General features: G+C 63.2%; 20 protein-coding genes. 14 read left to right on the plus strand and 6 right to left on the minus strand.

The features are described 5' to 3' along the window. Window positions 1-316 precede the first annotated feature (316 nt). The 5 genes from DQG19_RS17885 (at window position 317) to DQG19_RS17905 (ending at window position 7,630) form a co-directional block, all read left to right on the plus strand. Entirely contained in the window at window positions 317-2,143 is a 1,827-nt protein-coding gene (locus DQG19_RS17885; protein ID WP_116127670.1) for a competence/damage-inducible protein A, read from the plus strand. A 167-nt stretch (window positions 2,144-2,310) separates the two neighbouring features. Beyond that, window positions 2,311-3,660 (plus strand): dihydrolipoamide acetyltransferase family protein, encoded by a 1,350-nt coding sequence (locus tag DQG19_RS17890; RefSeq protein ID WP_116127671.1) that lies wholly within the window; start codon window positions 2,311-2,313, stop codon window positions 3,658-3,660. Between the two features lie 45 nt (window positions 3,661-3,705). Continuing rightward, window positions 3,706-4,257: a class I SAM-dependent methyltransferase gene (locus DQG19_RS17895; protein WP_116127672.1), complete on the plus strand. Its 552-nt coding sequence runs from the start codon at window positions 3,706-3,708 to the stop codon at window positions 4,255-4,257. Continuing rightward, complete coding sequence (locus DQG19_RS17900) at window positions 4,254-4,958, plus strand: hypothetical protein (RefSeq protein WP_116127673.1); 705 nt, start codon at window positions 4,254-4,256, stop codon at window positions 4,956-4,958. Before DQG19_RS17895 ends, DQG19_RS17900 begins: the two co-directional genes overlap by 4 nt. A 101-nt stretch (window positions 4,959-5,059) precedes the next feature. Beyond that, entirely contained in the window at window positions 5,060-7,630 is a 2,571-nt protein-coding gene (locus DQG19_RS17905; RefSeq protein WP_116127674.1) for a CHAT domain-containing protein, read from the plus strand. A gap of 6 nt (window positions 7,631-7,636) precedes the next feature. On the opposite strand, the gene DQG19_RS17910 is transcribed toward DQG19_RS17905, so the two are convergent. Both DQG19_RS17910 and DQG19_RS17915 read right to left on the minus strand, forming a co-directional pair. Beyond that, the gene (locus tag DQG19_RS17910; protein ID WP_116127675.1) at window positions 7,637-8,509 is read right to left on the minus strand and encodes a hypothetical protein; all 873 of its coding nucleotides are present in this window, start codon (window positions 8,507-8,509) and stop codon (window positions 7,637-7,639) included. A 106-nt stretch (window positions 8,510-8,615) separates the two neighbouring features. After that, window positions 8,616-10,301: a CotH kinase family protein gene (locus tag DQG19_RS17915; protein ID WP_116127676.1), complete on the minus strand. Its 1,686-nt coding sequence runs from the start codon at window positions 10,299-10,301 to the stop codon at window positions 8,616-8,618. 192 nt (window positions 10,302-10,493) lie between these two features. On the opposite strand from DQG19_RS17915, the gene DQG19_RS17920 reads away from it, so the two are divergent. Beyond that, complete coding sequence (locus DQG19_RS17920) at window positions 10,494-11,648, plus strand: acyl-CoA dehydrogenase family protein (RefSeq protein WP_116127677.1); 1,155 nt, start codon at window positions 10,494-10,496, stop codon at window positions 11,646-11,648. Window positions 11,649-11,726: 78 nt separating this feature from the next. Here the strand turns inward: DQG19_RS17920 and DQG19_RS17925 are convergent, their stop codons facing one another. Then, on the minus strand, window positions 11,727-13,061 hold the full coding sequence (locus tag DQG19_RS17925; RefSeq protein WP_116127678.1) for a hypothetical protein: 1,335 nt from the start codon (window positions 13,059-13,061) through the stop codon (window positions 11,727-11,729). A gap of 162 nt (window positions 13,062-13,223) precedes the next feature. Between DQG19_RS17925 and DQG19_RS17930 the strand changes: the two genes are divergently transcribed. Further along, a complete protein-coding gene (locus DQG19_RS17930) occupies window positions 13,224-14,009 on the plus strand; it encodes a hypothetical protein (RefSeq protein WP_116127679.1) in 786 nt (261 codons plus the stop codon). Window positions 14,010-14,093: 84 nt separating this feature from the next. Here DQG19_RS17930 and DQG19_RS17935 read toward each other — a convergent pair whose 3' ends face one another. Then, a complete protein-coding gene (locus tag DQG19_RS17935) occupies window positions 14,094-14,558 on the minus strand; it encodes a hypothetical protein (protein ID WP_157974585.1) in 465 nt (154 codons plus the stop codon). A 439-nt stretch (window positions 14,559-14,997) separates the two neighbouring features. Here DQG19_RS17935 and DQG19_RS17940 point away from each other — a divergent pair, with 439 nt between their 5' ends. Next, the gene (locus DQG19_RS17940; protein WP_157974586.1) at window positions 14,998-15,321 is read left to right on the plus strand and encodes a DUF6584 family protein; all 324 of its coding nucleotides are present in this window, start codon (window positions 14,998-15,000) and stop codon (window positions 15,319-15,321) included. A 250-nt stretch (window positions 15,322-15,571) separates the two neighbouring features. Continuing rightward, window positions 15,572-16,699, plus strand: coding sequence for an outer membrane protein (locus DQG19_RS17945; protein WP_116127682.1), 1,128 nt, complete (start codon window positions 15,572-15,574; stop codon window positions 16,697-16,699). A gap of 19 nt (window positions 16,700-16,718) precedes the next feature. Here DQG19_RS17945 and DQG19_RS17950 read toward each other — a convergent pair whose 3' ends face one another. Next, on the minus strand, window positions 16,719-17,156 hold the full coding sequence (locus tag DQG19_RS17950) for a hypothetical protein (RefSeq protein ID WP_116127683.1): 438 nt from the start codon (window positions 17,154-17,156) through the stop codon (window positions 16,719-16,721). A gap of 122 nt (window positions 17,157-17,278) precedes the next feature. Between DQG19_RS17950 and DQG19_RS17955 the strand changes: the two genes are divergently transcribed. Next, window positions 17,279-18,523 (plus strand): Gfo/Idh/MocA family protein, encoded by a 1,245-nt coding sequence (locus tag DQG19_RS17955; RefSeq protein WP_116127684.1) that lies wholly within the window; start codon window positions 17,279-17,281, stop codon window positions 18,521-18,523. A 5-nt stretch (window positions 18,524-18,528) separates the two neighbouring features. Here DQG19_RS17955 and DQG19_RS17960 read toward each other — a convergent pair whose 3' ends face one another. Next, window positions 18,529-18,981: a DMT family transporter gene (locus DQG19_RS17960; protein WP_116127685.1), complete on the minus strand. Its 453-nt coding sequence runs from the start codon at window positions 18,979-18,981 to the stop codon at window positions 18,529-18,531. 170 nt (window positions 18,982-19,151) lie between these two features. Here DQG19_RS17960 and DQG19_RS17965 point away from each other — a divergent pair, with 170 nt between their 5' ends. From DQG19_RS17965 to DQG19_RS17980, 4 genes are all read left to right on the plus strand, one after another. After that, the gene (locus tag DQG19_RS17965; protein ID WP_157974587.1) at window positions 19,152-20,468 is read left to right on the plus strand and encodes a hypothetical protein; all 1,317 of its coding nucleotides are present in this window, start codon (window positions 19,152-19,154) and stop codon (window positions 20,466-20,468) included. A gap of 55 nt (window positions 20,469-20,523) precedes the next feature. Further along, complete coding sequence (locus DQG19_RS17970) at window positions 20,524-21,093, plus strand: pyridoxamine 5'-phosphate oxidase family protein (RefSeq protein ID WP_116127687.1); 570 nt, start codon at window positions 20,524-20,526, stop codon at window positions 21,091-21,093. Window positions 21,094-21,303: 210 nt separating this feature from the next. After that, complete coding sequence (locus tag DQG19_RS17975; RefSeq protein ID WP_116127688.1) at window positions 21,304-22,302, plus strand: vWA domain-containing protein; 999 nt, start codon at window positions 21,304-21,306, stop codon at window positions 22,300-22,302. Window positions 22,303-22,438: 136 nt separating this feature from the next. Then, window positions 22,439-23,809 (plus strand): sigma-54-dependent transcriptional regulator, encoded by a 1,371-nt coding sequence (locus DQG19_RS17980; protein WP_116127689.1) that lies wholly within the window; start codon window positions 22,439-22,441, stop codon window positions 23,807-23,809. Window positions 23,810-23,822 lie beyond the last annotated feature (13 nt).

The raw sequence follows: 23,822 nt of genomic DNA on the forward strand, positions 1-23,822 counted from the left end.
CCAATGCACCAACTCAAAGACCCAACAACGCAGACCTTCCTTACCGCAGATCGGCTGCGCCGGCAGATTCAGTCACAGATCAACACAGAGTCTCCCGCAGGGCAGGGATTACGCAGACTAGCGGATAGCGCTCCGCGCTCCCGAAGGCATACGCACCCGAGCGCAGCGAGGGGCGGGAGCAACGCGGGCTACCGCACCAATGCACCAATCCAACGACGCACTAACCCAGCAACACCCCGCTCAACTAAACTTTGCGACCTTTATCCACCTTGATACCAAATGAGTCCGGCACCAACGGATCCACCCAACTCCCCCTATGCGCGCAACCATTCTAACCATCGGAGACGAAATCCTCATCGGCCAGATCACCGATACCAACGCCACCTACATGGCGGCCGCCCTCAGCGAGGAAGGCATCGAGGTGGTGGAGCACCTCAGCGTGTCCGATAGCCGCATTGGAATCATGGGCGGCCTCGACCGGGCCCTGCAGCAGTCCGATATCGTACTGATGAGCGGCGGCCTCGGACCCACCCGCGACGACATCACGAAGCAGGTACTGGCCGACTACTTCGGCGCCGAGCTGCGTCTCCACAATCCCACCTGGAAGCGGCTGCAGCAGATATACGCGCGTCACGGCCGCCAAGCGACCGAGGCCCATCGGCAGCAATGTCGCCTGCCTACGGGGGCCAAGGTGATGACCAACGAGCACGGTACCGCCCCCGGGCTGTGGATGGAGAAAGAAGACCAGGTAGTGGTGTCCATGCCCGGCGTGCCCCACGAGATGATGTACCTGATGGACAAGGAGGTCATCCGCCGCATCCGCAACCAGCACTACGATGCCGATCTCCTGCGGTCGGTCACCCTCCTCACCGCCGGGGCCGGGGAGAGCACCATCGCCGAGGCCCTCGAAAAAGTGGAAGACGCACTGCCCGAAAACATGTCCCTGGCCTACCTGCCCAACCTGGGTACCGTACGCCTGCGGCTCAGCGCCCGCGGACAGGACGAGGCCCTGCTCCAGTCGCAACTCGACGAATACCGCACCCACATAGAGGGGGCTCTCGGAGACCTTGTCTATGGCTACGGTACCGACGACCTGGCCCTCGTCGTAGCCCAGCACCTGCGCGACCGCGGGCAGACCCTCGTCACCGCGGAAAGCTGCACCGGAGGAATGCTCGGAGAAATGATCACTTCCCACTCCGGCGCCAGCGCCCACTACCTCGGGGGGGTGGTGGCCTATTCCAATGCCCTGAAGGTGTCCCTGCTCGGCGTCCCCACCGAAACGATCGAGGCCCACGGCGCGGTCAGCGAAGAGACCGTGACCGCCATGGCCGAAGGTGCCCGCGAACGTCTCGGAGCCGATTATGCCCTGGCTACGTCCGGCGTGGCCGGACCCACCGGCGGCACGCCCGACAAGCCGGTCGGTACCGTATGGATCGCCCTGGCCACGCCGACCGGTACCCGCACCAAACTGCTTCGCTCCGGCAAGGACCGCAGTCGAAATATCACCTACAGCAGCCTGCAGGCACTCAACCTGCTGCGTCTGGAACTGGGACCGGCCAAGCGCCCGACCGCAACGGCTCCTCCGGTAGTGGAAGAAACACCGGCCCCCAAACCGAAGCGTAAGCCACGCGCGAAAAAGGCGGACCCCGCCCCGAAAGCCACCCCGGTAGCGACCGAGGACGAAAAAGACCTGCCCGAAGCCGCCGCACCGGCTACTTCGAAATCTACCGCCCGCGGACGCAAGAAGCCGGCCGCCAAGACCGCCGAGGAGGAGCCCGCCACTAAAGCAAAACCCGCCGCCCGCGGCCGCCGGAAGCCCGCCGCCAAGACCGTCGAGGAGGAGCCCGCCACTAAAGCAAAACCCGCCGCCCGCGGCCGCAAGAAGACCGCCACTAAGACCGCCGAGGAGGAGGAGCCCGCCACCAAGGCAAAACCGGCCGCCCGCGGCCGCAAGAAGCCCGCTGCAAAGAAAACGGAGGAAGAGCCCGCCACCAAACCGGCAAAACCGGCCCGCCGGGGTCGCCGGTCGGTAGCGGCGCAGTCGGACCCGGATCCGGAAACGGATGCACGGGCCGAAACCGAAGAGCAGCGGGAAGACCCGCCCGCCGCAAAGCCCAAGCGCCGGCCCATTCGGAAGAAGTGACTTGCGCGGCAGCCTGCTGCTGCCGCCGGTAACGTGGTGGAGTACGCTCCCTGAGCGCGCACTTCCCGGGGTTTCGTAGTTTCGTGCTCCCTAACCCGGTCTGCACCGTGGCCCCGTGCTCCGTCACTTCGGACCACCCCGGACCGCTATTAACCAAGTCGACCCGTATGCCCAAAGTAGAGCTCGTAATGCCCAAGATGGGCGAAAGCATCATCGAAGCCACCATCCTCAACTGGGTGAAGCAGGTAGGCGACAGCGTGGAAGTGGACGAAACGATCCTGGAGATCGCGACCGATAAGGTAGACAGCGAGGTGCCCGCCCCCGTAGCCGGTATCCTGCGTGAGATCCGCTTCCAGCCCGACGCTACCGTAGCCGTAGGTGAAGTGATCGCCCTCATCGAAACCGAAGCCGGTGCCGAAGTGGAGGCCTCCCCCGCTACCGCTCCGTCGCCCGCCAACGGACAGGACGCGAAACCGGCCGACGATGCTCCCGAAGACGCCGCACCCGCGGCCCCGCCGCAAAAACCTTCTGCCCCTTCAGAAAAGTCGGAAGAGGGACGCTTTTATTCCCCGCTAGTTCGTACTATTGCGGAGAAGGAGGGCATCGGCCAGGCCGAGCTCGACCAGATCCCCGGCAGTGGCAACGGCGGCCGGGTCAACAAATCAGACATCCAGGCATACCTGAAGCGGCGTAGTAACCACTTCATAACCGGTCCTGGCAAGGCTGCACCAACGGCTGGAATTCATGCGACAACCCCTTCCCCCCGCCCCCCTGTCGCTCCAGCCGGCAGTCTTGCCTCCGGTTCTTCCGACGAGATCATCGAAATGGACCGGATGCGCAAACTCATTGCCGACCACATGGTCGAGTCCAAGCGCACCAGCCCCCACGTTACCAGCTTCATCGAGGTAGACGTCACCGATATCGTCAACTGGCGGGAGGGCATCAAGAAGAACTTCCAGCAGCAGCACGGCGAAAAGATCACCTACACTCCCATCTTCATCGAGGCGGTGGCCAAGGCGATCAAGGACTTCCCGATGGTGAACGTCAGCGTGAAGGACGGCAAGATCGTCAAGAAGGCCAATATCAATATCGGCATGGCCGCGGCCCTGCCCAGCGGCAACCTGATCGTGCCCGTAATCCGTAACGCCGACCAGCTCAACCTGATGGGCCTGACCCGCCACGTCAACGACCTGGCCAACCGCGCCCGCCAGAATAAACTCAAGCCCGAGGAGATAAAAGACGGCACCTTTACCCTCACCAACGTCGGCACCTTCGGCAATGTGATGGGTACCCCCATCATCAACCAGCCGCAGGTGGCCATCCTGGCTGTGGGCGCCATCCGGAAGAAACCCGCCGTGGTGGAGACCGAGTACGGTGACCTGATCGCGGTACGGCAGATGATGTTCCTGAGTCTGAGCTACGACCACCGCGTGGTGGACGGCTTCCTCGGTGGCTCCTTCCTGCGGCGCATCGGCGATTACCTGGAGGCCTTCGATCCCCAGCGCAGCGACGTTTAGTAAACCTTTACCCCGCCGGCGCGCTTCGAGGGAGAACGGAATCGTATGAGTACACTTTCTTTTCTCTGGGAAGGCCTGCGCCACCTGGGCACCACCGGCACCATCACCCGCAGCAGTCCGGCCCTGTGCCGCGCCGCCATCGACCGCATCGACTGGTCCGCCGCACGCACCATCGTCGAGCTGGGCGCCGGCGACGGCGTCATCACGCGGCACATCCTCGAGCGGCTGCACCCGGACGGTAAGGTGATCGCCTTCGAAGTGAGTGAGGACCTGTGCGACGACATGCGCGCCATCGGCGACCCGCGGCTGGTGGTGGCCCAGGACAGCGCCGAAAATATTCGCGCCTGGCTCGACAGGATCGGGGCGGACCGGGCCGATCACATCGTCTCCGCCGTCCCCTTCGCCGCCCTCCCCCCCGAGCTGGGCCGCCGCATCGTGACGGCCGCTCGCGACAACCTGCGCCCCGGCGGGTGCTACAACCAGGTGCACTACAGCCTCAAGACCCGCGACTACTACGCCCAGGCCTTCGGAGACGTCGATGCCCGCCGCGTCTACCTCAACCTGCCCCCCGCCTGGGTACTCTACTGCACAAGATGATCCGCCTCCTCCCCTTGCTGCTGCCCCTGCTGGCCGCCTGTTCCGGGGAGCCGGACATCCGCGACTACTACTATCCGGTACGGGAACTCACCGACGGCCTAGTCTACGAGTACCGGAACACGGGCAACGTCAACCAGGACAGCAGTGAATTTTGGTACTACCTCGGCGTCGACCGCGACACGGCCCTCTACCTCAGCGCCACCCGCTACGACCGCGGCGTCACCCCCGCGCAGGTGAGTACCGAGCGGGTCCGCAACGAAGGCGCCTACCTGCAGTCGCTGACGCTGTACCCGCTGCTGCCCGACGGGGAGCGCATCCGTACCGACGTGGAGATCCTCTACGACCGTACGTTCCCCTTCTTTCCCGGCGACGGGCTAGCCACCGGTTTTCGCATCCGGTTTCCCGCACCCGGTACGCCGGGCGCCGATAACTACGTGTCGCTTAACCGGTACTACCGCGGCGATACTACGCTGACGGTACTCGGAGAGGAATACGAGGCCGTCGTCTTCGACCTGCAGGGCGAGGTAAGCCAGCGCGACGTACGCCTGGGGGACATCAGCCCCACCTTCACCGGCTACGAGATATACGCCCGGGGGGTAGGACTGGTGGAGCACTACCGTGACCTCGGCCCGGGCGGGGAGGTTGGCGGCAAGCTCATCCGGCGGATCGGGATGGAGGAGTACGCCGCGCAGATCCGGTAGCGGCGCGGCCGCAGGTGCGGGGGAAATCGGAGAATACCGATCGGACTTGGCTTTTTGGATGATGCCGGGATGCGTACTTTACCGTACCCGAGGCACTCACTATGCAAACCTACTTTATTCTGGCAGTGGCTTGCCTGTCGCTCTGCGCGGCGGGGTGCCACGGGCGGCCCGAGGCTCCGCCCTTATCCAAAACCGACCTGGCCCTGCGCGACAGCCTCGACCTGCTGCGGGCCGACTACGATTCGCTGCGGCTGTGGGCCGCACTTGACCGCGCCCGTCGCCTGCGCTCCCGTGTAGAAGCGGCCCCGACGCCGGTCGCACCTGCCCTGTTGACCGAGCTTTACCAGCGCCTTGCAATGCTCCACCACGAGCGTGAATACTACGAGGATTCTACCACGTATTACGTGCGCCGGGCCGAGAAGCTCCTGCCGGCCTACGCGGACGCCCACCTGCGGGCGCGGCAATTCTTCTGCCGCGCCTACGCCAAATACTACGAATGGGAATGGCTGGAAATGGATATGCTTTGCGCGCTCGGGCAAGACGTTCTGCAGGAAGCGGGCCTGGAGCACAGCGTGGAGTACGCGCAACTTCTCCTACAGCAATCCTATGCCCGGCGGAAACACATCGGCAGCTGGCTGGAGGGGGAGGCCCGGCAGGAAGCGTGGTGCGCGGTGGAGGGGCTCACCCGGCAGGGCATCGACCTGCTGAGAAAGCTCGGATCCCCCCGCCTGCGGCAGGGGTACGAGACGCTGGCGCACCTCATCCTCAGGCTCCCGGACCGGAGAACGGAAATGACCGGGCTACTGGACACCATGGATCAACTGGCCGGGACGGCGGATCCGGTGTTCGGCTATACCGACCGGCTACGGGGCTACCTGCACCTAGAGGAAAACCGGCTGGATTCTGCCCAGCACTACTACCGCGCCTTCCTGACCCGCGATTCCGTGTACCGCCAATACTACATCGAGGAAGCCACCAGCATACTGGCCCGCACCTCGATCCAGCAGAACAATTTTCGGGAGGGTTTCACCTACCTGCGGACCGACCGCGCCGGTGCCGGCTGTGACCCGACCCACCCCGACGCATCGCCCGCGGCCGCCCAGCGGTACTCGACCAAGTATATCTGTTTGTATCACGAACTGGCTTTCGCGGATGCCCACCTGGCGCGGTACCGGCACGAGGGTGCGGCTGCGGATATGGATACGGCCTACACCCTCACCCAATCCGCCCTGCAACAGTACCAATTCTCCTTTCCCTCCACCCGCGAATCGGGTGTCCTCAACCGAATGGTAGAACTGGGCGGCAACCTGCTGGCCCGCTGCCTGGAGGTTGCGCGGCTGCGGGCCACCCAACGGGCGGATCCCGAAAGCCTGAACGCCGTACTCGAATCGATGGAACTGGGCCGCGCCCTGCTATTGCTTCGCGCGACGGCCTCCGGCGGGGGGCAGGGGCCAATGCGGCGCATCCGGCGCCTGCAATCTTCGATCGGCACCTACAAGGCACAGTATATCGCCACCGGCTACGCCCTGGAGCGCGGCAAGCTGGATGCCTTCGAAACAAAGGACCGGGAGTACCTCCGCGCAGTACGGCACCTCACGAACGAAGAATCAGAGCCGACCGGTTCCCTGACGGCCGGAGACACGCTGCAGGTCAGCGAAATACAGCGGGAGCTAACGCCGGGACAATCCCTCCTGCAGTTTGCGGAAGGCACTTCGACGCTGGTCGGCCTGTATATCGACCAGGATACGGCGGTGGCCTACCCCGTAGAACCCTCCCTGAGCGACAGCGCCCTGCTGCTCGTGCGTTACCTCTCCGCCGATACCTCCCTGACCGCGGCCAGGTACGGTGAGCTCGCCCATACGCTTCACTGCGGACTGCTGGGCCCGGCCGAAGCTTTTGCCGCCGGCCGGGAGGAGTGGTTGATCGTACCGCCCGTCGCGCTGGCCGAGCTGCCCTTCTCGGCCCTGGTGACTGCGGGGCCGGGCGCCGCGGCAACTTTCAAGGGGCTGGACTACGTCCTCGACCACCACCGTATCCGGTACCTCAACAGTTGGCGAACCGAGGTACACCGCCGCACGGAGGAAGGCCAGCGGCCCGCCGACTACTTCAGTGTCGCGGCTTTCACACATACCGGACTCCACGGATACCTCGGAGAACTAGGCAGGAAGATCACGTCGCGCAACGACCGGTCGGGCGATGACTACGGGGCGACGGTCACGAATCCCGCGCGCTTCCTTCGCCTAGCGGCCCGCCCACGGGTGCTTCACCTGTCGATGCACGCCCGCGGCAATCCGGAGGAACTTGAGGAAAACTACCTTTTCCTCTCCAACCAGGACAGCGTTAGCGGGGTCGCGATCGGCAGCACCCCTTTTCGCGCGGACCTGGTAGTCCTGGCGGCCTGTTCCACCGGCCGGGGCCTTTCCCGGCGGGGAGAAGGCACCTTCAGCCTGAGCCGAAGTTTTCACCTGGCCGGGGTACGCGATGTGGTGTCTTCCCTGTACGACATCGACGCCGCTTCGACGGCCGCCGTGCTGGAGCAGTTCTACGAGCACCTCTTCGCAGGTGAATCCGTCAGCCACGCGCTCGTCAGCGCCCAGCGCAGCTGCCGCCGGGGCGGGCTGAACCAGCGGTGGTCCGATCCGCGCTCCTGGAGCGGGCTGGTGGTCAACTAGCGTGCGCTACGGACACTGGTTCAGCTGGAACGACCGGGACATACGAATGCCCATTTCCGGGATGAAGTTCTTGGCCGTTTCCCACACTACGTCGTAGTCGTTCTCGCACTCGGTGATCGTCTGGTGGGCCCGTGCGCGGTCCCCGCTTTCGAGGAAGGGTTGCCAGACTACGTTGTATACCGGTAGTTCCTTGTCCTTGATGAGGGCAGGCACCATATAAATCCGGTCCCCGATATCGGGATTGCCCTCCCAGTCCGTCACCTGGCTACGCAGGACCGAGGGATAGTGTTTCTCGTGGTCGTACACGAAACATGCGTATTCCCGGGCCTCCGCGTCGACCATTAGCAGTTGCATACACGGCTTACCGGTGGGACCTCCCCGCGTCGCGCTCACCGAACAACTCATGGGGTCGTTGATGGTCACTTTCTTCTTCTTGGCCAGCAGCTCGCTGTCGGGCAATACCGCGGCGGTTCCGCGGGTGCGGCTCGTGCAGAGATTCACCTGGGCGGCCAGTACGAAGTCGCGGGGGGAGTTATCCTGCGGGTCATACACGGGGGCGGCGAGTTCGGGGGCCTCCTCTTCCGACCTGCCGCCGACGAAGCGGGGGCGGTCACCCAGCAGGTTCTTCACCCGGCGCAGGCCCCGGGGTATCCGGAAGCCCACCAGGATGGCCTTGGCCGCCGCGGTGCCGCCAGCGCCGAAGGCCGCGTCGTCCAGCACCGGGGTAGTGCCATCGGCGCCATTCTGCGGCGGTCGGGTGAAGGTGAGGATGGGCTCGCCGTCGTTCCCCATGAGGATTTGGAAGCTTTGGCGATCGATCCCCGCGACGTCCGCGGCGTTCTTCTTGAAGAGATAATCCTGACGGGGAAATTCGGCCATAGTAGGGTATGTTGAAGGATTGACGTGCGGGAATACCCGCTGGGTATCCCGGTTCGTTTATCCCTCCCCGGCCGATAGGTTACCCCATACGCGCCGGATATTCCTCCTAGCGCGCCCGAACCACCACGCGGCCGATCCGCCCACCGACCCGCACGAAGTACAGGCCACCGGGTAGGTCCTGAAGGGTAATACGCCCGTCCCGCGGTAGCGGTCCGTGCCCGACGAGCCGGCCGGCGGCGGAATAGAGCGTATAGGGCGAACCGTCGTCCGTATCCGCCCCGGTCACCTGCAGATGACCGTGCGCGGGGTTCGGAAAGACGCGCAGGGGTTCCGCGGCCTCCGCCAGTACATTGACCGTAGGGGTGGTGATACTGCAGACGTAATTGTCCAGGTAGGCCATCCGGTCCGTGATGAACGAATTGGTGAAGGTTCGCTGTTCATCGCTGTAGTTCAGCAAATCCGGCCAGCGCCCGGCTTCGCGGCGGTAGGCCCCACTGGTGGTGAGCTGGTCCATCGCCGTGTTGACGCGCGCGCGGAGGGAGTCCGGGTCGAGCAAGCCGGCGCGAAGTTCTTCGTAACGGTCGCACAGCCGATCGTTGAAGTTGTCCGGGCTGAGGTTGTTGAGGCGCTCAAACGCTCCGTTGGTGATCCAACCGGTAGCAGATTCCCGCCGCGTCGCATCGTAGGCGTTACCCAGGCCCCCGTCGAGGTCCCAGGGAGCAAAAAAGTAGGGTGTCAGGGAATCGTAGCGTGCCAGGAAGGTGTTCTTGGTAACGTTATCGGTTAGAAACAGGCCATTGACGTAGAGCAGGTAGTCGACCACGTTATCCAGATCGAAGCGCATAGCGGCATTCTCCATGAATACGGCATCGGATGAATCGGCTACGAAGCGAATGATGTCGCGCAGCTTGTCCCAGTCGACTTCGTCTTCGTCGGGGTGCTTGACCTCCCAGCCGGCCCAGTCGTCGCCCTCGGGACTACTGCCTGGCACCCCGTGAAACCGGGTGGCGGGGGTGTGATCCTCACTTTTGTAGAGCTCGCCGCGGACGGCGTCTTTATACTTCTTCAGCTTCAGTTGCTTACGGTCGACCTGCTCGCTCAGGAGGTACAAGCCGTGGTAGTGGCCATTGAGAAAGAGCTCGACGAACGCGACATCCGCTCCGGACTTGGCTTCCGGCTCCTCAGCGGCGTGGGGCAGGACGTGCAGGTCCAACCAGAGCTTGTGGGCCACGTAGGCGTTTACCCGCGAGGGCTCGTTGTAAATAGCGTCGAGCACCCAGTCGTCGTCTTCGCGCATGCCCGGAAAGGCGAGGTCGGCGCTTTCCTCCGGATCGGCAGGATCGCGGAACTCGAGGTCGAGGGATTTCTTGGGGTAGCGCAGGCTGAAGTTACCGCGGTGACGCACGCCGAGCGGGGATGTCCGGCTCTCCGCGCCGTACCCGTAGGTAAAGTGACCCGCCACCCGGTCGTCGCGGTTGATGCCCTCGGCACTGTCGATCCGGATCAGCGGCAGGGGGGTGAAGGCAACCGCGACCGTGTCGAGTGAGCCCGTGACGGCCGCGTAGCTGCTGTCGAAGCGCAGGGCGATGGGCGGAACCACATAGGTAAAGCGGCCACCGGCGGCAACGACGACATCGGAAACCGGCGGCGCGCCTCCGGTTTCCGACGACTGGACCAGCAGCAGCTTCAGGGTAGAATCGTAGGCGGCGTGGGTAGGTGGTACACGAAGGGTATCCTGCCCGGGCAGTTGAACCGCCAGAGCGAGAAAGCAAAGGAATAACAGGGGTTTCATGGGGGGTAAGCTAGAGAGTGTAGGTGCTAAGTCACGTAATAATAGCCAATTAATCCCGTAGCTGCCGGCCGCACTCCCGGTTCTCCGGAGAAAACCACCTGGACCGACCGCTCCGGAACTCCCCTTGCACCCGCGCGCCGCCGCCGCTACGCAGCGAAAATTCGCTAACTTTAGGGCCCCAAATTATCGATCATGAACTTTGAACTTACCGAAGAACAACTGGCCGTACGCGAGGCCGCGGCTGACTTTGCCCAACAGGTGTGCAAGCCCGGCGTAATCGAGCGCGACACTACCATGGCCTACCCTACCGACCAGGTCAAGCAGCTGGGCGAACTCGGCTTCATGGGGATGACCGTCAGCCCCGACTACGGCGGCAGCGGCCTCGACTACCTGAGCTACGTACTGGCCCTGGAAGAGATCTCGAAGGTGGACAACAGCTGCTCGGTGATCATGTCGGTCAACAACAGCCTGGTCTGCTACGGTATCGAGACCTATGGCACCGAGGAGCAGAAGCAGAAGTACCTGACCAAGCTGGCCACCGGAGAGTGGATCGGCAGCTTCTGCCTCAGCGAGCCCGAGGCCGGCTCCGACGCCACCCACCAGCGCACCACCGCGGAGGACAAGGGCGACCACTATCTCCTCAATGGCACCAAGAACTGGATCACGAGCGGCGGCACGAGCCAGGTCCACCTCGTCATCGCCCAGAGTAACCCGGAGGCGGGCCACCGCGGCATCAACGCCTTCATCGTCGAGACCGGCTGGGACGGCGTCGAGATCGGCGCCAAGGAAGACAAGCTGGGCATCCGCAGCAGCGATACCCACACCATCATGTATAACAACGTGCGGGTACCCAAGGAAAACCGCATCGGCGACGACGGCTTCGGCTTCAAGTTCGCCATGAAGACCCTCGCCGGCGGCCGCATCGGCATCGCCGCCCAGGCCCTCGGCATCGCCGGTGGCGCCTACGAGCTCGCGGTAGCCTACGCCAAAGAGCGCGAGGCCTTCGGCAAACCCATCGCCAACCACCAGGCCATCGCCTTCAAGCTGGCCGATATGGCCACCGACATCGAAGCGGCCAAGATGCTCGTCTACCGCGCCGCCTGGCTCAAGGAAACCGGCGGCGATTACGACCAGGCCGGCGCCATGGCCAAGCTCTTCGCCAGCTCGGTCGCCATGAAGCACACCGTGGAGGCCGTACAGGTACACGGCGGCTACGGCTTCGTCAAGGAATACCACGTCGAGCGCCTCATGCGCGATGCCAAGATCACCCAGATCTACGAGGGCACGAGCGAGGTGCAGAAGATCGTGATCAGCCGCGGGCTGCTCAAGGGGGAGCTTTATGTTTAGTTCTGTAGTTTTGTAGTTCGGTAGTTCTGTAGTGCAAGACTACAGAACTACAAGACTACAGAACTACCATACTAAAGACTACTTCCCCAAGTCCTCTTCCGCCACCATTTCCAGGAAGCTGCGGGAAAAATCGATCAGGTTGCCGTAGTTGAGGCGGCTCACGGCGGGGCGCAGGCGCGGATAGTCGCGGCGGTACCGTTCGACGATCTCGGTAATGGCGGCGCGGATGGGGCGGCGGGCGGGGCGGCCGTCGCGGTCCAGGAACGACTGGGGGTAGCCGAGCTGCTGGAAGTAGGCATTCTCCGTGACGCGGTAGTACAGGTGGAGCAACTCGCGGTCCGGTGGCGGTATGGCGTAGTTGAAGAGCGCATAGCCTACGACGTAGCCGGGGATGGCCAGGGCGACGGCGTCGTAGCCATTGTCCTGGTACCAGTCTATATTCGGCAGCTCGTTGGCGATGAGGCTGCTGAGGCGGTCGTGACTGGAGGGCAACGTAATGCCGAAAGTATACTTCCCGGCGTAGAGTTCTTCCCCGAAGCTTTCGGGCGCGCGGTCCAGCAACTGTTGCAGCTCGCCGAGCAGCCGGTCATTCTTGTAGGTCACGGGCTTTTCCTCCTCCCGCGCGAAATACATGCGGTGCATACGCTCCAGCGCCTCCATGGTATGTCCTTCGGGCCGCAGGAGGTAGTCGAGGCGGTACACCAGGTCCAGCAGCAGGTAGGCTACGCCGCCGGGGTGATCCGCGGGCTTGATGCGGCTCGAGGACAGGTAATCGATCGCTTCGCGGATCCGGCGGCGGAGGAAGTCGAGCTTGATCTGCTTCAGTCCGGCCGAGAGCGGCTCCAGGTGGGTGACCTCTACCGGGCTCAGCTCGCCACCGAATTCCTCGAGCAGCAGGTCGTCCTGCTTGTCGGCCCGTTGGGCCATTTCCTTGAGAGCGTGGTAGAGCTTATGGGGGCTGGCGTCGTGGACGGGCGTATCGAAGATGATGGTGAGGCAGTCGTCGCTGTCCAGGCCGAAGCGGCTGTACTTCAGTTCGTAGTTCATCGCCGTAAGGCGGCGCAGCAGGTCGACGTCGGCGCGCTCCAGCCGGGCGATGCGGGCGGTGGCGCGGAACTGGTAGGGGTCGGCGAACCCCGTCACCCGCTTGCTGCCCTGGTAAAACTCGAAGTAGAGCGCGTCGCCCTCCCGCGACCACTGCACGTTGTCCTCGTCCGTATCGTAGAGGTAGCCCATAAAAGCCGTGAAACTTTCCAGGAAGTTATCGTCCTCGAAGGCGTCTACCGCCTTCTCCCAGGCCGCGTAGTTCTCCCGCGTCTTGTAGGCATCGGTGTAGCGCCCGAAACTGTGGTCGGGGGCAGCGCCGGCGGCGGGGCGGGGGCGGCGGCCGAAGAGGGTATCCCAAATGCTCATCGGTCGGTGAAGATAGGGCGGCCGGGGCAGTTGGGCGCGGACGCGGGTGCGGGGCGGAAGGTCCGGGCAGACCGGTTTCCGGGCGTAGTTAACTGGCTCGCCGACGCAGGACGCTGTAACCTACCGCTGGTTTCGTGTAATTAGGTCCGTAAACAACGTCTCATGTTACGCCACCACCCTACCGCCGGTACACCTCTCCTCCTGCTATTCCTCGGCGTGTTATACCTAGCGGCCTGCCACGAAGAACCCGTCGTCATTGCCGAATACGGCGACGTGCTGACCGAGATCACCCATACGGAGGACCACCGGACGTGGAAAGAGAAGTATACCTATTCGGAGGACGGGAAACTGGTCCGCGTGGATATTTTTTGGACACCGGGGCTGGGGCAACGGCTCTCCTACCTTAATGACCGGGTAGACGAAATACGCACCTACTTGCTCAACGGGGACATCCTGGTTATTCGGGATTCTTTTGCCTACAACAACCTGGGGCAGCTGCACCTCATCTACCGCTACGCAAACAACGCGCAGGCTGAATTGGAACTCAACGTCATCCATACGCTCCACTACGATACCACCGGAAAGGTCCGCGAACAAGTGATTGTTGGAGCGCAGTCGCAACGTACGCTTGTTCGGCGTAATTTCTTCTGGAACGGAAATAACATCGAACGGATGGAATACTTCGGTGACGACAACGACCTGCGCTACGAATACTTTTATACCTACGACGATAAGGTAAACTACAAAAAAGGCCTGGGCATCTACCTCAACGAGCCCGTCACCTGGACCGAAAATAACGTCAGGGAGATGGACTGGACCGACCACTACGGTGACCTCGATATGGAATGCAAGCCGTGTATCTCCACCATCACGTCCTACAACAAGAGTAACCTTCCTACCGGAATCACGCGCGGCTGGGAATCCGATCTTCAACTGAGTTACCGGTAGCCCACCTTCGGATGTTGGAGTAAGTACTAGGGGAATCCCCGCTGCTTCCCCCTACCGGAGCAGGGCTACTCCGGGTCGGTCGAATCAGCGGTACCTACCGAACGACCAGCCCAGTGAGGCCTGCAATCCGGTCACCGCGTACCGGTTTTCATCGAGGCCCGTTACCGCGTCCGCGAACCGGGTCTTGCGGTTGAAGACCGTGAAGGCCAGGACCAGCGGCCGCCAGCTGATCGCCAGGTTGACGGAGTTGGTAGGAAAGGAGGTCGGTCCGCCGGAGCCTGCCGGGTAGGCAGAGGAGGTCTCGTCGAACTCCTCCAGGAGAGAAGAAAGACTCACGTGCACGTCCGCGGCGAATACGAAGTCTCCGCTGCGGATGGCTATGCCAGGAGCTACGGCCACGTTGATCCCGCCGTCGCTGAATCCCCCTTCATCAAAGTTGATCAGCGTCCCGTTAATGCCGCCCAGCAGCCGCGGGACGATCTCCAGGCCGTCGGGGGATTCGGGCGCGGGATGGTAGGTGAAGCCTAGGCCCGCGAAGCCGCGTGCCATCAGGAAGCCATGCGATCCATCTTCGTCGTCTCCCGAACCATCGGCTCCCGTAATCGCTACGGCACCCCCAAACCTCAACTTTCCCCGATTTGACTGGATATGCTGGGTGAGGTACACGCCGAGGCCCGTACCGTAGCCATTCGGAGACAGGTCGGAAGACAGGGACGTCGCCGAAAAACCGAATGCGCCACGCCACAGGTTGTACGGGTTTTGCTGGGCCGACAACGGTGCACAGCATAGCATAACCACGATAAATAAGACGGTTGTAAGGCTCGACGGACGCATAGTCAGGGGATTAAGCAGAAATAGTGCAGGAATATTAGTTGCAGGTATAGCAAGGCATTTTTAGAAAGCCTCCTCGGTAGCGGAAACCCCGGCGCCGTAACCGGCCCGTACCCTAGTGGAGGCCATCTAAGTTAAAACATGCAAAGGCGAGAAAATGACCCCGCTTCAAATATCACCAGATATGGGGAGGGGGCTGGCCAGTCACTGGCCGGTCGGTAAGTCGTGGGGGTTGGCCCACGGTAATCCGAACGAAGCGGTCTACCGGGACGGGCTCGAAAATGCGGGTCAGTACTATTACTTCACCGAGAGAAGCCCGGAGATGTCGGCCGCCCTCCGGGCGTTCGAGCGGCACCACGGCGATTCGGTCACCCAGATCCTGCACACGCTGAAATTCCGGGGCGACGTTGAGCGACTGCCGGCCGGGGTTGCCGATATCTACCGGTCCCTCGAAGCGCGGAGAAGCACCAAAAATGGATAGGTTCCAAAGTATTCTGCCGGTAAGACCTTTACGGGCACCCCTACCGGCAAGCATACGGATAGGCTATTCACGGTGGGGTGTACCCTGTTGGTGCTTGCTTTAGCCGTAGTAATGGTAATCGGGCTCATTACCATCGGCGGGTGGATCTGGTAAGCGGTAGTTAAGGTAGGTAAATCAGGCAGCGCGGTCCGCGGAGCCGCCGTTATCTTCCACACGGTTTTCATTCCGAACCTCACCTAATTTCCTTCCTATGCGGCCCCTCCTCCTCGCAGCGTCCCTCCTGCTCGCGCTGACACTCTCCGCCCAGGAGCGCCGCGGTAGCGTCTACCTCAGCGGTGGCTCCTCGGCTGCCTACGGCACCGCGACTGACAAACAGATCCGGTCCGCCTACCTTCCCTACAACCTGCTGAGTCGCCTCGAGGGAATCCGGGTGAATAGCTTCCGGACCGGCTACTTCCTAACCAACCGGCTGCTACTGGGTACGCGGGCCGACTTCAACTACGTCTCCGGCGACGCATCGCTTTATCCCTCCGACTATACCGAACTGAGCTTTCGGCCCTTCGTACGCTACTACGTACGCGACGGCGGAGCGGACGGTACCTCCGTCTTCGGAGAAGCGGGCTTCGGCACGCTGGGCCTGGGCGAAGCCGACTTCTTTACGAAAGACTACCACCTCGGAGTAGGCGCCGAACGGTTCCTGGCGTCGGGTATCCTCGCCATGGCCAGCCTGAACTACAACGTTAACGCGGAACTGCGCGACTACGCCAGCCTGCGCTTCGGACTCAACGTGCTTACCGGCCAGCTGGCGCGGGCCACCGCCGATGCGCCACTCGCCGCCGGCACCCTTACCGCCGCCGGGCAGCTGCTCGAGGTCGGCTACGGGATCACGCGTGACGGAGGCAACCGAATTAATACCCTGATGATTGACCTGTCCCCGCGCTTAGGCTACTTCCCCCTGGACGGCCTGCTGTTGGAAACCGGGCTGGTGTATTCCCTCTTGCAGGTCAACCGGGATTATTCCCAGCAGCAACTGAATATGGATTACCGCCGGACTGACCTGGAGCTGCGTCTGCAGGCGCGTTACTACCTGCTGCAGCAGGGGCGGCTGCTCCCCTACGTGGGGGCGGGCATCAGCTACGTACGCATCGATCAGGGTCTCAACCGGCTCGACGATCCGCTCGTGCAGCACATCGAGGCCCTCCCCTGGCAGTTGAGCGCTGGTGTCTCCTATTTTCTCTCCCCCCGGCTTGCCATCGACCTGGAAGCGGAGTACGAACGGGGACTGGCCGAGTCCGGCCCCACGCCGGCTTTCTCCTACTCGGAAGCCCAACGGAGGATAGGCGTTGCGGCGGGGCTGCGCTTCTTCCTCGCCCGTTAGCAATTACGTGCGGCCGGCCTTACTGCTTTACGTACGTAATGACGTAGCTCTCCCCCACGTCGCTCTGCCGGAGGGTGTCGTTGCCTAGGGTCAACACCTCACAGACGTCGGACCCATAAACCAAGTACCGCTGCTCCGTTCCCGCCAGGGTCCGGGCGCCTCCGGCGGGGCACTCGTCCGCCAGCCGGTAGGGTTGAAAGGCGGGGGGCGCGGCCATCCCCTCCCCTACGTTGATCTTTACTTCTTCGTCCCGGAATTCAAGGGTACCGTAGGGGTAGTCGGTCCGCTTCCAGGTACCCCTCAGGTCGCCGGTAGTGAAGGCCACGGCGGCCGGTGGGGCTGACCCCTCGGGGGGCGTGCGGGGCGCGGGCACGGTAGCCGGTTCACCGGCGGTGGTGTTGTCGGGGCCCCCGCAACCCAGCAGCAGGAGGGTAAGCATCGGAATAATGGCCTTCATCGCTTCGCTTTTGTTGGGGCGGACATTCCGGGCACGCCGAAAACCCACCGGTGCCCAAAACAACTTTTTTACCCCCGGAGTTGGGCATAAAACAAACCGTTTGCCCCTAACCCCCCCGTATTGTGAAAGACAACCCCAACTCCACCCCCGGCCTCAACCGCCGTCAGTTCGTCAAGACCGGTAGCGGCCTGCTGGCCATGTCTTCCTTTCCCGTAGTGCCGGACCTGCCGGCCCGACCGGCCGCGCCCCCCGTTGCCGGGCCGATCGTCGAGGGCTTCCCGCCGGCCCAGCTGGTCGGGCGCCCCGCCCCCGAAGGCCTCAAACCGGGACTTCCGACCGCGGAGCGTGTCGGCTTCGCCATCGTCGGGCTGGGCAGCTACGCGACGGGCTACATCATGCCCAACCTCGCCAACACCAAAAATGCCAAACTAACGGCTCTCGTCTCCGGCAACCAGGAGAAGCGCGACACCCTGGCCGCGGCCTACGGCATCGGTAACGATCACCTGTACGACTACGACACCTTCGACACCATCGCCGACGACGAGGCGGTGGACGTCGTGTACATCATCACGCCTAACGTGTTCCACCGCGCCCTCGTCGAGCGCGCCTTCGCGGCCGGCAAGCACGTACTCTGCGAAAAGCCCATGGCCATCACGGAAGCGGACTGCCAAGCCATGATCGACGCCGGCAACCGGGCCGGCAGGAAACTGATGATCGGCTACCGGGCCCAGTTCGATCCCTATAACGTCAAGGCGATCGAACTAATCCGCGACGGCCGCATCGGCGAGCCCTCCACGGTAGTGGCGGACCACGGCCACCTGCTCCCACTGGACGTGCCCAAGAACCAGTGGCGCGCGAAGCAGGAAGTCGCCGGCGGCGGTAGCCTCTACGATATCGGCATCTACAACGTCAACGGCGCGCGCTATCTGCTCGGCGAGGAGCCCACCGCCGTGCGGGCCAAGTACCACCGGGGGTCCGGCAATCCCGAAGTGACCGTGGAGGAGGAGATCGAATGGCAGATGTACTTCCCCTCGGGCGTGATCGCCAACTGCTCGTCGAGCTACCTGACCACCAACAATAAGCGCATCCACGTACAGGGCGACAAGGGCGAGCTCACCCTCGACCCCGCCACCAATTACTACCTGCGCGCGCTGCACGTCACCGACCGCAGCCAGGAACATCACCGCCTGGAAGAGATCCAGATTCCGGAGTCCAACCAGTTCGTCCCCATGCTCGAGGAGATGGCGGCCTGCGTGCGCGAAGACCGGGAACCCAAGACCCCCGGCGCCGAGGGCCTGCGGGACGTGAAGATCATGGAGGCCATCTACCGGGCCGCCGAATCCGGCGAGGAGGTGAGTATTGGATAGCCCCCTTACTTGCTCAGGGAGAGCATCGTGACCCCGGCGATCATCAGGATCGCCCCGCCGATCCGCCAGCCGCTGGCGTTTACCTGCTCCATGCCCATGACGCCGAAGTGGTCCATGAGCACGGAAGTGACAATCGAGAGGGTGACGGTGACGCAGACGAATACGGCCGCGCCGAGTTGTCCGCTGAATGCCAGCATCGCGTAGACGTATACCCCGCCCAGCAGTCCGCCTATCCATCCCCACCAGGGCATCTGGGCCAGGCTCGCCGACGGCCACTTCGTCTGCCCCGTCAGTAGCGCGAGTGACACGGCGGCCACGAGCCCCGTCCCGAACAGTACGGAGGCGGCGAGGAACGTCTGTTCGCGCATCGTCCGGTGCAGTTCCGCGTTACTGCCCGTCTGTACGGCATTGAGTACGCCGGCGGCCGCGACGATGAGCCACATTCCTATCTTTTCCATCCTTCGGTAATTGGGGTAGTAAAATGAAACAAACCGCGCGGCGGGGAACCGGTTCGTCGGCCACCGCCCTTCCGCCCACCAAGCGGGCGGGGCCGCAGGTGCGAAGGCGCGGGAGCAACCGGCGCAAGCTTAGGTTCCGATCCGTACTTTACTGCGGTAACCCGCCTGCCATGTACCGTCTCCCATTGTTTGTGGTCCTACTGCTGCTGTGCGACTCCGCCGGTGCGCAGTCCGTACACGGGCGCGCCACGGACTACGATACCATCAGTTTCGCGGCCTTCCCACCGGGCTTCCCCCGCTTCGAGACCGCATTCTCGGATTCCATCGCCGCGCGGGTGGCGGCGGGGGAGCTGCGCGAGAGCCTGGCCTACCACCACTACCTCATGATCGGCCGGTACGGCCTGGTCAACGCCGCGGCGGAACTCCCGCTGGAGTACGGGCTCGCCACCGCGGATACCGGGGCCGTCCGCGCGCTCGCCGACTACCGCCTCGTCGATGCGGAAGCCTACATCGCCGAAGCGGCCCGGGACAAAAACCTGCTCATCATCACCGAGGCCCACACCAAGCCGCAACACCGGGTCTTCACGCGCTGCCTGCTCGACGAACTGTACGTGGCCGGCTACCGCCACCTCGGCCTGGAGAACGTACTCCCCGCGCATGCCGGAACCCGGAGTGAGCCCTTCGATACCCTGCTGCAGGCACGGGGCTACCCGGTGCAGTCCGCGGCATCGGGTATTTACCCCAGCGAACCGGAGTACGCCAACCTGTTACGGCACGCGCTCGATCTCGGCTTCCAGCTCTTCGCCTACGAGCGCAACGGCAGTTCGGACAGCGAGCGGGACCTGCAACAGGCCGAGCACATCGTAGCCTACCAGCAAGCGCACCCGGGGGAGAAGATCGTGTGCCACGGCGGCTGGTCGCACGCCGTGGAGACCCGCACGGAAAAGTGGCCCGGCTCGGGCAGTTACTGGCTGGCCTACCACTACCGCACCCTTACCGGCGACGATCCGCTGACCGTCTACCAGGATGCCATGAACGAGAAAGTGGCCGCCGAGCAGTCTTCCGGGCCCTACTATATGGCCCTGCTGGAACGCCTCCGCCCCGGCGATACGCCAAAGGTGCTCGTGGACTCCAGCGGGCATTCCTGGAAGGGTCCGGGCGGGAGCCTCCCCTTCGACATCGTTACCGTCGAGCCCCCGCTGAACAGCCGGACCGGACGCGGCGGCTGGCAGGACTGGAGCTGCGACGGCCGCGCCTACATAGACCTCGACCTCGGTACCCTGCTCGCGGAGCAGCAACCCGCCCCCGCCTACCCCGTGATCGTCGAGCTGCGGGGCCGGTCCGAAAGCCAAATTGCCACGCCGATCTATGCCGCGGAGATCGAGCGGGCGGGCACGGCCCCCACTATCCGCCTCTGGAACGAGCCCTACCGTATGGTGGTCAAGGACCGATTCGGCGACCGGACGGAGCGCCCCGTCAACGAATAAGTACCGGCGGAAGGGCTACGTAACCCGCTGCTTCTCACCAAACCAGACCATACACATGGGCAAGTTCTTTCCCTCCCTTCAACTCCGGCACCGGGAATTCATAAAAGACCAGCATCTGTTCTTCGTGGCATCGGCGCCACTCAGCGGCGACGGCCACGTCAACCTCTCACCCAAGGGGCTGGACGCCTTCCGCGTACTCGACGACAATCGCGTCGGCTACATGGACCTCATCAGCAGTGGCAACGAAACCTCGGCCCACCTACTTGAGAATGGGCGGATCACCTTCATGTTCTGCTCCTTCGACAAGGTACCCAACATCCTGCGCCTGTACGGAAGGGGTACCACCGTACTGCCCGGGTCGGAGCAGTGGGCCGAGTACGCCGGCCACTTTTCCATCCTGCCCTCCACGCGGCAGCTCATCCTGGCCGAGATCGACCTGGTACAGACCTCCTGCGGCTACGGGGTACCACTGTACGCCTACGAGGGTGACCGCGACATCCATTTTCAGTGGGCCGAGCGGCTCGGGCTCCAGGGACTGGACCGGTACATCGACGAGAAGAACCTGACCAGTCTGGATGACCTGCCGACAAGTATCGGGGTGGAGAGAAGTAGCTCTGACACATAGCACCGGCGCACACGCGACCGGCCGGCCGGGAGAGAAGCAGGTTGCCGGTCGGGGGAGACATCCATCGGACAAGCAAACGTTAAGGTGGCACCTACCGGCATACCGCAGGCAGCAGACGGGTCGTTACCCCAGCAGCTGCGTGCGGGTGTTGCACCGGGCCCCGCCCGACCCGTGCGCAGCTTCCCCAATTCGACCTTCGCAAACACGAACATGAACACCACCCATTTTCCCCTGCTGCTCGCGGCCCTCTGCTGCTGTTTCGCCTGTCAGAAAGAATCGATCGACGCCAACTGCGATCAGCCCATCGGCTCGGAGTACCTGACCTACCGCTACTACAACGACGGCACCCCCACCCTTACCCCCGACCCGATCGACGTGCGGGGAAACATCACCTTCGACCCCGCCTCGGCGCGGCGGGTCGCTAACGGCGTGGAAATCACCATTCCCGGCGTACGTATCCGAACGAGTGATAGCAATTACGCGATCACCCGGCTCAAGATCGACGAGAAACAGCGGGGCGACAACTGCTTCACGTTTCAGAGTGAATTCACCAACGACCAGTCGAGCTTCCAGACCGACATCGCCTCCGTGCTGGTACTCGACATGAGTACCTCCCTGCAGGGTAACATCAATGAGCTGAAGACCTACGCCAAGGACTACGCCGGTACCGTAGTGAACAGCTCCCCGAACGCTACGGTAGCGGTGGTCTTCTTTTCCGACCGGGACGCCATCGAGTCCACCCGGTTCTACACCTCGGCCGACATCGACGAGTTGAACGCCCGCATCGACGGCTTTACCAATTACCAGGAACGTACCGCCCTGTACCAGGCCGTACAGGAGGGCCTGCAGCTACTGGAAGAGCTCGACTTTACGGGTGAAAAATCCATCGTCGCCTTCACCGACGGCGGGGACAACGACAGCAACAATCCCAGCCAGCTGGTCCGTCAGATTACCGACAGCCCGGTGGAAAAATTCGCGATCGGGTTGCGGGGCGCCGACTTCCAGCAGACGGGTCTCCGCGCCATCGTGGGGGAACCCAGCAACCTGGTGGTTGCCGACGACGTAGCGGCGCTGGAGGACATCTTCCGGATCGTGGGCCGGGGCGTGGTATCGGTGTACGAGATCCGCTACACCCGCTCCGACCAGCTCCTGACCGCCGACGAAGCGGTAGAGATCCGCATCAGCGCGGAAACGGATCGGATCCGTTAGGGAAGCCCATCCGCCCGTTCCTTCCCGGATTGCCCCGCACCTGCGGCCCCGCCCCCAGATATCTGTACCGCTTACACAATTTTCGGGTCCGCCCGCGCTTTATATATACCGTTCCGCGGCCTAATGACCGGGAATCGTGTACGATTTGGACCCCTTCACTATATACATCGTCGAGGACGACCCCTTCTACGGGCGGCTGCTCCAGCACCACCTGGGGATGAATCCGGACCATACCGTAGAACTCTTCACCACCGGCCGCGACTGCCTGGAACAGCTCTACCGAAAACCCGACGTGGTCTGCGTCGACTACGGGTTGCCGGACATGACCGGGGCCGCCCTGCTGGAACGGATCCACGCCGCCAACGCCGCCGTGCCGGTGGTGGTGATTAGTGGACAGGAAGATATTGCCACCGCCGTCGCCCTGCTCAAACAGGGGGCCCGCGACTACATCGTCAAGGACGACAACACCCGGGAACTGCTGTGGCGGTCGGTCCTCAAGATCCAGGAAAACCGCAATCTCCAGCAGGAGGTGGAAATCCTGAAGGTACAGTTGGAGGAGAAGCATTCCTTCGACGGCATCATCGGTCGCAGCCGCGTGATGCAGGGCGTATACGGACTGCTCGAGAAGGCCGTAAAGTCTAACATCAACGTAAGTATCACCGGAGAGACCGGTACTGGCAAGGAGGTTATAGCCCGGGCCATCCACTTCAACAGCGAGCGAAGCAAGCGGCCCTTCGTGGCCGTCAACGCGGCGGCGATTCCGGAAACCCTGTTGGAGAGTGAGCTCTTCGGCCACGAGAAGGGCGCCTTCACGGGGGCCGTGGGCCGCAAGATCGGTCAGTTCGAGGCCGCCGGCGAGGGCACCCTCTTCCTGGACGAGATCGCCGAGATGGACCTCACCCTGCAGAGCAAGATCCTGCGTGCCATCCAGGAGCGGGAATTCACCCGCGTGGGGGGCACCGAGGCCGTATCCTTCCGGGCGCGCCTGCTGACGGCCACCCACCGCGACCTGGAAGAACAGGTTCGGGAAGGAAGCTTCCGCGAAGATCTCTTCTATCGCCTCATGGGCTTGCCCATTGCCCTGCCGCCCCTGCGGGAACGCGGCGAGGACATCATTATCCTGGCCGACTTCTTCCTCCAGCAGTACGCGAAGGACAACCGTACCGCACCCTGCAAACTGAATAAGTGCGCGAAGGACAAGCTGCTTCGCTACCCCTTTCCCGGCAACGTACGGGAGCTAAAGGCCGTGATCGACCTGGCCTGCGTCATGGCCGACGGTGCGCGGATCCGGGCGGAGGACATCCGCTTCTCGGGCCTGCGCAGCAACTCGGCGCTGCCCGTGGCCCACGGGGAAAAGACCCTGCGGGAGTACAACCAGGAAATCCTGCAGTACTACCTCGGGAAATACGACAACAACGTAGTGACCGTGGCCCGCAAGCTGGGTATAGGCAAATCCACGATATACAATATGCTAAAGAACGGTGAGCTAAACGCCGCCGCGTCCTAACGTTCAAACGATG

Source organism: Lewinella sp. IMCC34183 (assembly GCF_003390915.1).
Lineage (GTDB): Bacteria > Bacteroidota > Bacteroidia > Chitinophagales > Saprospiraceae > Neolewinella.